Genomic DNA, 7,208 nt, shown 5'->3' with positions numbered 1-7,208 from the left:
TCTCTAGCCTCTGTTCAAAGGGAGAAGAGAACTAGGGATCGACGCGACGAGCCATTTTGCTGCCACCGGCCATGCCTACTCGTAAATCCAGCTTTGGGTGGCGGGCGTCCAGCTTACCAGCTCGGATTCCTGGAACCAAAGGGCGATCTCCCGTTGGGCGGTCTCGGGGCCATCGGAGCCATGGACGAGGTTGCGGCCAATATCAATGCCAAAATCGCCGCGGATGGTGCCCGGCTCGGCGTCCAAAGGGTTGGTCTTGCCGATGAGCTTGCGAGCGGCAGCAATCACCCCTTTGCCCTGCCAGACCATGGCCACCACCGGCCCTGAGGTGATGAACTTCACCAAACCGGGGAAGAAGGGGCGCTCCTTGTGTTCAGCGTAGTGGGCTTCCGCCAGCTCTTGGCTTACCTGCACCAGCTTTAGGCCCACCAATTGGTAGCCCCGGCTTTCCAGGCGCTGGATGATGGTGCCCACCAGACCCCGCTGCACGCCGTCTGGCTTAATGGCGATAAAGGTGCGCTCCATGGGATCTCCCCTTGTTGTTACTCATCTTCACCGTTATCCTTGTACCGGATTGGGGATCCCCAGTGCAAGGGTGTCTAGGAGCTCACCACCGCCAACGTTAGGAATATAGCCCCCACTATTGCAATCATCCAGCCGGCACTGCGGATTAAGCCAGGGATCCTCTCTGCCCAGGTTTCAGCCGCCCAGAGGGCAAGGAGCGCTACCCCATATTGAACGGTGCTCAACCCCAGCAGATAGCCCAGCCAGGGCATGGGTTCGGCACCGATGATCGCTTCGGCATAGGCATAGCCATGGAATAGCCCCGCCAGGGATCCCCACAGCAGCAAAAGCCAACTTGGGATCTGCCGCGATTGAACCAGCAGTAGGCCAAAGAGAACTATGGAGCAGGCAATGGCCAACTCGGTTAGCCCCAGGGGATCCCAGCCGGCCAGGTGGATCCCGGTGCCCACCAGACCGGCCAGCACAAAGCCCAGCGGGATCCCATAGCGCCAGGGCTGCCCCGCCGCAATGAGACCAATGGCCACCACAAAGGCCAGGTGATCCGGGCCGATCACCGGATGGGCCAGGCCCGACAAAAACCCCTCCCACCCTGTGGCCGGCAATCTCCCGCCCAGAGCGTGGTGGGCAAGAGCCGGCCAAGAGGCCAGCCAGGCGATCCCTGCCCCCAGGCCGATGGCCCAGCCGCGGCCCACTTGAGCAGGCAAGGCCAAAGGTCGCTGCCACTGCCAAGACATGCTTTTTGCTCCCTCACGATTGAACCTATGCGAAGGGGTCTAAGCTTGCTGTACCCATTTCTTTTCTAGTCTTCAAAGGCGCTCGCTGTACCCTTGTAGATTCTCCGGCTCAAATTGGCGCAAAATCCGCGTTGCCTCGCGCAGGCGGGTTTCGTTCTCCTCTTCCAAAATGAGCACGTACTTGCCCGCATTGAGACGGTTGCGGTAGGCCAAAGCATCGCCGGAGCCGCTGGTCAGGCCTACTCCTCCCCCCACAAAAAAGCTGCCCATGGCCCCACCCAGGGCACCCAACAGGCCGCCGATTAGGTGGTTGCCCAGGGATCCCGCCCAGGCAAAGGTATCCAGGCCGCTGAGGACGCTGAACCCCACTCCCGCCAAAAAGCCAAAGGGCACCAGCCAAATGGCCAGGCGCTGCATCTGGCGGTGGGCTGCTTGGGCCGGATCGATGAGCCCAAATTCATCCGCCGTTTTGTAGCCTCGCCCCAGCAGGTGCAATCGCTCCAGAGGGAAGCCGGCTTGTTCCAGAGCGCTATAGGCCGCCTCGGCAGCCATGCGATCCGGCAGTACCGCAATGAGATAACTCATAGGAAGAGCTGCGCTTGTTATCAGCCAACTCCATTGTCTCCTGAGTTTGGGTAGGGATCCCTATGACACCGGCTTGCCCCACCGAGGCCCAATCCATCAGCCTCTACCAGCGCTTCTATGAAGTTGTGCGGCGGATCCCGCCGGGGCGAGTGGCCACCTATGGGCAGGTGGCGCGGCTTGCCGGCTATCCGGGGTATGCTCGCCAGGTGGGCTATGCCCTGTTTCGCCTGCAAGGCCAAAAAACCGACATCCCCTGGCAGCGGGTGATCAACGCCCAAGGGCGCATCTCCTACTCCCCTTTTCGCCTCGGCTACGACGACCTGCAAAAAGTCTTACTCCAAGCCGAAGGGATCCCCTTCGACGCCGAGGGCCGGGTGGACTTGCACCAGTTTGGCTGGGATCCGCGGCAAGCTTAACCTGAGCTTGACCCAATCTTAAACAAGCCATAGCGAAACCTCCCGCCCAGCCCTGGTAACGTGAACGCGGATGCGTCTTGTCTCGTGGATGGAGTGAAGGAACTGTCATGAAATCAGCTTGTCGCGCTCGAGGGTTAGCCCCTGCCGAGGGAGGGCTTCCGGCTTGGCTGAACCCTCTGGCCAAGTCCCTGTGGGTTGGGCTGTGCTGTTTGGTGCTGGGTCTGGCCAGCGCCTGCGGTACCAGCAGTAGCTCAGTTCCTCCAGCCGGCGGAGGAGCGGGGTTTATCGCCTCGGATCCCAATGTCACCCTCTCCAGTCAACCGCCCGCCTTTACGCTGCAGATTTTGCACGCCAGCGACTTGGAAGCTTCCATTGCCGCCGTTCAGGATGCCCCCCGCTTCTCGGCGGTGATCAACGCGCTGCGCCCCCAATTTCCCAACACCGTGATCCTCTCCAGTGGCGACAACTACATTCCCAGCCCCTTCTACAACGCCAGCACGGATCCTTCCCTGCGAGGTCGGTATGACCGCACGCCTGGCAAAGCCGACATTGAAATCATCAACGCCATCGGTTTTGAGGCGTCTGCCTTTGGCAACCATGAATTTGACCAAGGCACGCGCCAAATTCGCGACCTGATCCGACCCGACAGCAGCCGCGGCTACGCGGGCGCCCGCTTTCCCTACTTGAGCGCCAACCTCAGCTTCAGCGGCACCGGCGAACTGGCCAGCTCTGACTTTGCTGCCGATGGCCAAGAGGCCAGCTCCATCCGCGGCAAGATCGTCAAGACGGCGGTGATCACGGTGGGAGGACAGCGGATTGGCTTGGTGGGTGCCACCACCACCCGCTTGGCCGCCATTTCCAGTCCCGGCCCTGAGGTGAGGGTGGAAGGCAGGGTGGACGACACCGACCAGGTGAACGCTGCCCTCATCCAGAATTTCGTTAACCAGCTCACCGGCCAGGGCATTAACAAGATCATCCTCCTGGCCCACCTGCAGCAGCTCCAAAACGAGGTAACCCTGGCCAGCCAACTGCGGGATGTCGATGTCATCATCGCCGGCGGCTCCCACCGTGTTATTGCCAAGCCCACCGACCGCCTCCGCCCTGAAGATGTGCGCACGGGCGATTACCCCATCCTGCGCACCTCAGCCAGTGGCCAGCCGGTGGCAGTGGTCAACACCGGCGCCAACTACCGCTACGTGGGCCGCTTGGTGGCCGGCTTCGACGCCAATGGGGTGATTGCCCGCATCGATCCGGTAAGCGGCGCCTATGCCACCGACGACCAAGGGGTGGCAGCCGTGCGCGGCACTCCCAACCCCGACGTGGTGCGGGTGGCCAACGAGATCGGCAACATCATCCGCACCAAGGATGGCCGCACCTTTGGCTCTACTACGCAATTCCTCAACGGCCTGCGGGCCGAGGTGCGCACCGAGGAAACCAACCTGGGCAACCTCACGGCTGATGCCAACTTGGCCTACGCCAAAACTGTCGATGCCACCACGGTTATCTCCCTGAAAAACGGGGGTGGCATTCGCGCTCCCATTGGGGCTACCACCGGCGGCGGCGGCGGCGAGCCGGTGCGGCGGATCCCTCCGCTGGCCAACCCCGATGCCGGCAAGCAGTCAGGCCAAGTTTCGCAACTGGATATCGAAACTGCCTTGGCCTTTAACAACGGCCTGTCGCTGGTGACCGTCACCGCCGAGGAGCTGAAACAATTGATAGAACACGGGGTGGCGCAAAGCCAGCCAGGGGCCACGCCGGGCCGCTTCCCGCAGATTGGCGGCTTTGCCTTCAGCTTTGATCCGTCGCGACCACCGGGATCCCGCGTGATCTCTTTGCGGGTGGACACACCCACGGGCCGGGATGTGGTGGTGCGCAACGGCCAGTTGCAAGGGGATCCCCGCCGTACCTTCCGCCTGGTGACGCTGGACTTCCTGGCCAACGGTGGGGATGACTATCCCTTCCCGCGCCTGTCTAACCCCAACCGGGTGAACTTGGCCCCCAGCTCCGGCATCACTTTTGACACCCCCGGCAGCGAGCAGGATGCGCTGGCTCGCTACTTGCGGCAGATCGGCGTGTTCACCCAGGAGGATACCCCGGCTGCGCAAGATACCCGCATCCAGAACCTCTCGGTGCGCCAGGATACGGTGCTGCAAGGCCTCTAGTCTGGGCTGTTGCCGAGCCCGCCGCCCCTCTCCTTGCTGGGGGAGGGGTTGGCGTTTGTCGGGAGCAAGACCTTGGACTTTTGGGAAGGGATGTTGCCAAGTGGATCAGAAAGGATCGCTGGTAATTTAGGGATCCCTTTTGGGTTGTCCGGAAAACTTGATCCCTGAGACCGTTGTTTTTTGGTCAGTGTTGACGGATTTTGGTCAAGGATTGGAACTACGCTACTATCGAGTGAAATCGACTTTCCCTCCCTTCGCCATTATGACCCTGGAAACGTTTTTCACCCAGCTCAACGCCAACGGCTTGACGATTGCCATCCTGCTCTTTGCGGCTCCTTGGCTGGTTTGGGTTCTCTGCCACTGGATCCCGGGGCAGTGGGAAGAGCCTTTTTTGCTCAGCTTGAACATCGGCTTGGCAGCGGTGAGCCTTGTCCTCTGGGCCGGTTACTTGGCCTATGCCACCAACACGGCTGGCTGGCAGGCGGTGGTGAAGCAGGCGGATATGTTTCTGCTGCTGGTGCCTCCCTACTATTTCCTTAGCTCCATCTGGGTGGCACGGCAGCGCATGCCGCTCTCACGGGTGCCGGCTTTCCGCACCTTGCAAGGGATCGGCCTCTTAGCGGCAGTCTATCTCATTTTTTCTTGGCTCAGCCGCCGGGTCTATGTTGTCTTTTTTTCCTACATGCCCTTCTCAGCCTTCTTGTGGATCCTGGCGGGGTTGCTAGGGGTGGCCTATCTTGGCTATCGCATCGTCTTTGGGGATCCGCCCAAGTATCCTCCTGAACCCTGAGTGGGCCGCCAACAGGGACTAGAATTCGAAAGAAACCTTTTGCAACGGCAATGGTGACAGTCCCTCTGATTTCAGCCCTGGACATTGACTATCGGCCTCTCCAGGAGTTGCTGGCGGCGGGAGCCTGGCTGGAAGCGGATCGGCTGAGCCTGCAATTGCTGTGCCGGGCAGCGGGAGAGGGGGCGGCGCGGCGGGGCTGGCTGTACTTTTCCGAAGTGAGCCGGATCCCGGCAGAGGATCTGCGCACCATCGATCGCCTGTGGCGGGTGGCCTCCGGGGATCGCTTCGGCTACTCGGTGCAGCGGCAGCTCTGGCTGGGGGTGAATCGCAACTGGGAGCGCCTCTGGCCGCTGATTGGCTGGAAACAAGGCTACCACTGGACCCGCTACCCCGACGAGTTCACCTGGGATCTGTCTGCCCCCAAAGGTCACCTGCCCCTTTCCAACCAACTGCGGGGGGTGCGGGTTCTGGAAGAACTGCTCACCCACAGGGCTTGGGAAGACTTGTCCGGCTGAGCGTCTGTTGCAATCTTGTTATCTGATGGATCTGATGGGATGAGACTGTGGCTGAACAACTGCAACTGACTCAGTTTCCCCACCTGCCCGGCGATCTGGCCCAAGCCTGCGAGCAGGCCATCCAGGCCACACGCCTGGCTATCCAGGCGGGGTATCGCCGCCTGCTCATCGAGATCCTCGCCCCCGACATCAAGCCGGAAGTCTTAGCCCGTCCGTTCTTGGAGCTGCTGCCGCCACCGGCTTTGGTGTTGTTCAGCGATGCCGGCGGAGCAGCCCTGGCCCAGCGGGAGTGGGGATCCCTTCCCGACGGGATGCAACTGCAAAGCCTGACTGCCCGCACGCAGCCTACACCAGACCAGAGCGTCCTGTTTGTAATGCCAGCAGTCTACAGCCTGGATCAGGTGGAGCGGGTCTGCCAGGTGGTGAGCGGCGGCGATCCTTCTGGGCTGGCTGCCAAAGGCCGGGATCCCAAGCCCGTCGTTCTCCTCAACCCACAACTTCAGGATGCCGCCGCAGTGGGGGTGGGGCTGGCTGGGCGCCGGCTGCGGCAACGCTTCCTGAGCACCTTTGAGACCAGTTACTACCTGCGCTCGCTGCTGGAAGGAGCCCTGTTTCGCGCCTACCCGGATCCCTGGAGCCTGTGGCAGCAGGAAGAGCCCGGCCTCTACAGCGTCCTCCAGACCTTTAGGGCTCGACCCAGCGGCGAAGAAGTGGCCGAGCTGTTTAGGGCCACCAGGAGAGGGGATCCCTGGTGGAGCTGGCGGCGCTGGCTGGGCGGGATCCCCTGATCGACCCGCAGCTTCAAGAAAGGGAGAGTATCAAGACAACGTTTTATTGTTGGCCGCCTTCCCGGCTGCCGAACTACTATCGGAGCGGATGAAATACACAGAACCATCTCCGATCCAGAAACTCTGCGGAGATGCTTTGTCTAGCCTTTTTATCGAGTGGGCGTTGACCGATGCTATCGCCTATGAGTTAGGAATCCAATTTGAAGGCGAAGACTCTTTTGTTGTCAATCAAGAGAGACTTAGAGATAGAGTTGCCCACCAAATCTACGTTCACGACAACTGATTTTCCTACATTAAATCCGTAGAGGACGATCTCCTAAGCAAGATTGTCGGTTGTGTGGATCCCACAGTTGGACGAACAAAGCATCTTTTCGGATCCTTTTTTCAGAAAGTCTTGGGTCAAGGCACGGTGGCTATTGAAGAGGGGGAAGCTCGTTTGAGAGAGAGACAAGCAACTTCTTGACGAGTTCCTCTCTCTCTAGGAGAGGGGTTGGGGCTAAGGGTGGCGGCAAGAAGCGACCGGAAACCGCCTTAAACTATTCTGAAACGACCCCAAAGCTCCTGCCTTGCTTCAGCTAGAAACCGCAGGAGCCCCGCCCTGTACCCGTAGGGTCAGGGGCGGGAGCAATGCGGACGACGGATAATCGTGACATGGCCCAAGTCCTGACTATCTCCTGCAAGCTCAAGGTGTCT

Annotated in this window: 8 protein-coding genes; 5 read left to right on the top strand and 3 right to left on the bottom strand. The window is 60.7% G+C overall.

Annotated elements, in window-relative coordinates; genetic code table 11:
* Window positions 1-75: 75 nt before the first annotated feature.
* The 3 genes from ndk to NW844_RS11600 form a co-directional block, all read right to left on the bottom strand.
* Complete coding sequence (ndk, locus tag NW844_RS11610) at window positions 76-525, bottom strand: nucleoside-diphosphate kinase (protein WP_414335826.1); 450 nt, start codon at window positions 523-525, stop codon at window positions 76-78.
* 74 nt (window positions 526-599) lie between these two features.
* Window positions 600-1,259: a HupE/UreJ family protein gene (locus NW844_RS11605; RefSeq protein WP_414335824.1), complete on the bottom strand. Its 660-nt coding sequence runs from the start codon at window positions 1,257-1,259 to the stop codon at window positions 600-602.
* 72 nt (window positions 1,260-1,331) lie between these two features.
* Entirely contained in the window at window positions 1,332-1,844 is a 513-nt protein-coding gene (locus tag NW844_RS11600) for a hypothetical protein (protein WP_414335822.1), read from the bottom strand.
* Window positions 1,845-1,906: 62 nt separating this feature from the next.
* On the opposite strand from NW844_RS11600, the gene NW844_RS11595 reads away from it, so the two are divergent.
* From NW844_RS11595 to NW844_RS11575, 5 genes are all read left to right on the top strand, one after another.
* Window positions 1,907-2,260, top strand: coding sequence for an MGMT family protein (locus NW844_RS11595; RefSeq protein WP_414335821.1), 354 nt, complete (start codon window positions 1,907-1,909; stop codon window positions 2,258-2,260).
* 107 nt (window positions 2,261-2,367) lie between these two features.
* A complete protein-coding gene (locus NW844_RS11590; RefSeq protein ID WP_414335819.1) occupies window positions 2,368-4,422 on the top strand; it encodes a bifunctional metallophosphatase/5'-nucleotidase in 2,055 nt (684 codons plus the stop codon).
* A gap of 232 nt (window positions 4,423-4,654) precedes the next feature.
* On the top strand, window positions 4,655-5,212 hold the full coding sequence (locus NW844_RS11585; protein ID WP_414335817.1) for a hypothetical protein: 558 nt from the start codon (window positions 4,655-4,657) through the stop codon (window positions 5,210-5,212).
* Between the two features lie 50 nt (window positions 5,213-5,262).
* A complete protein-coding gene (locus tag NW844_RS11580; RefSeq protein ID WP_414335816.1) occupies window positions 5,263-5,727 on the top strand; it encodes a GUN4 domain-containing protein in 465 nt (154 codons plus the stop codon).
* A 47-nt stretch (window positions 5,728-5,774) separates the two neighbouring features.
* On the top strand, window positions 5,775-6,515 hold the full coding sequence (locus NW844_RS11575) for a DUF1995 family protein (protein ID WP_414335814.1): 741 nt from the start codon (window positions 5,775-5,777) through the stop codon (window positions 6,513-6,515).
* Window positions 6,516-7,208 lie beyond the last annotated feature (693 nt).

This window comes from Synechococcus sp. H55.2, assembly GCF_047462495.1.
In the GTDB taxonomy this organism is placed as follows: domain Bacteria; phylum Cyanobacteriota; class Cyanobacteriia; order Thermostichales; family Thermostichaceae; genus Thermostichus.
The sequence above is the reverse complement of the archived record's forward strand: the minus strand, read 5'-3'. Positions and strand labels throughout refer to the sequence as shown.

Coding starts and splice junctions, on each gene's coding strand:
- ndk (WP_414335826.1), bottom strand. CDS start 525: ATGGAGCGCACCTTTATCGCCATTAAGCCAGACGGCGTGCAGCGGGGT.
- NW844_RS11605 (WP_414335824.1), bottom strand. CDS start 1,259: ATGTCTTGGCAGTGGCAGCGACCTTTGGCCTTGCCTGCTCAAGTGGGC.
- NW844_RS11600 (WP_414335822.1), bottom strand. CDS start 1,844: ATGAGTTATCTCATTGCGGTACTGCCGGATCGCATGGCTGCCGAGGCG.
- NW844_RS11595 (WP_414335821.1), top strand. CDS start 1,907: ATGACACCGGCTTGCCCCACCGAGGCCCAATCCATCAGCCTCTACCAG.
- NW844_RS11590 (WP_414335819.1), top strand. CDS start 2,368: ATGAAATCAGCTTGTCGCGCTCGAGGGTTAGCCCCTGCCGAGGGAGGG.
- NW844_RS11580 (WP_414335816.1), top strand. CDS start 5,263: ATGGTGACAGTCCCTCTGATTTCAGCCCTGGACATTGACTATCGGCCT.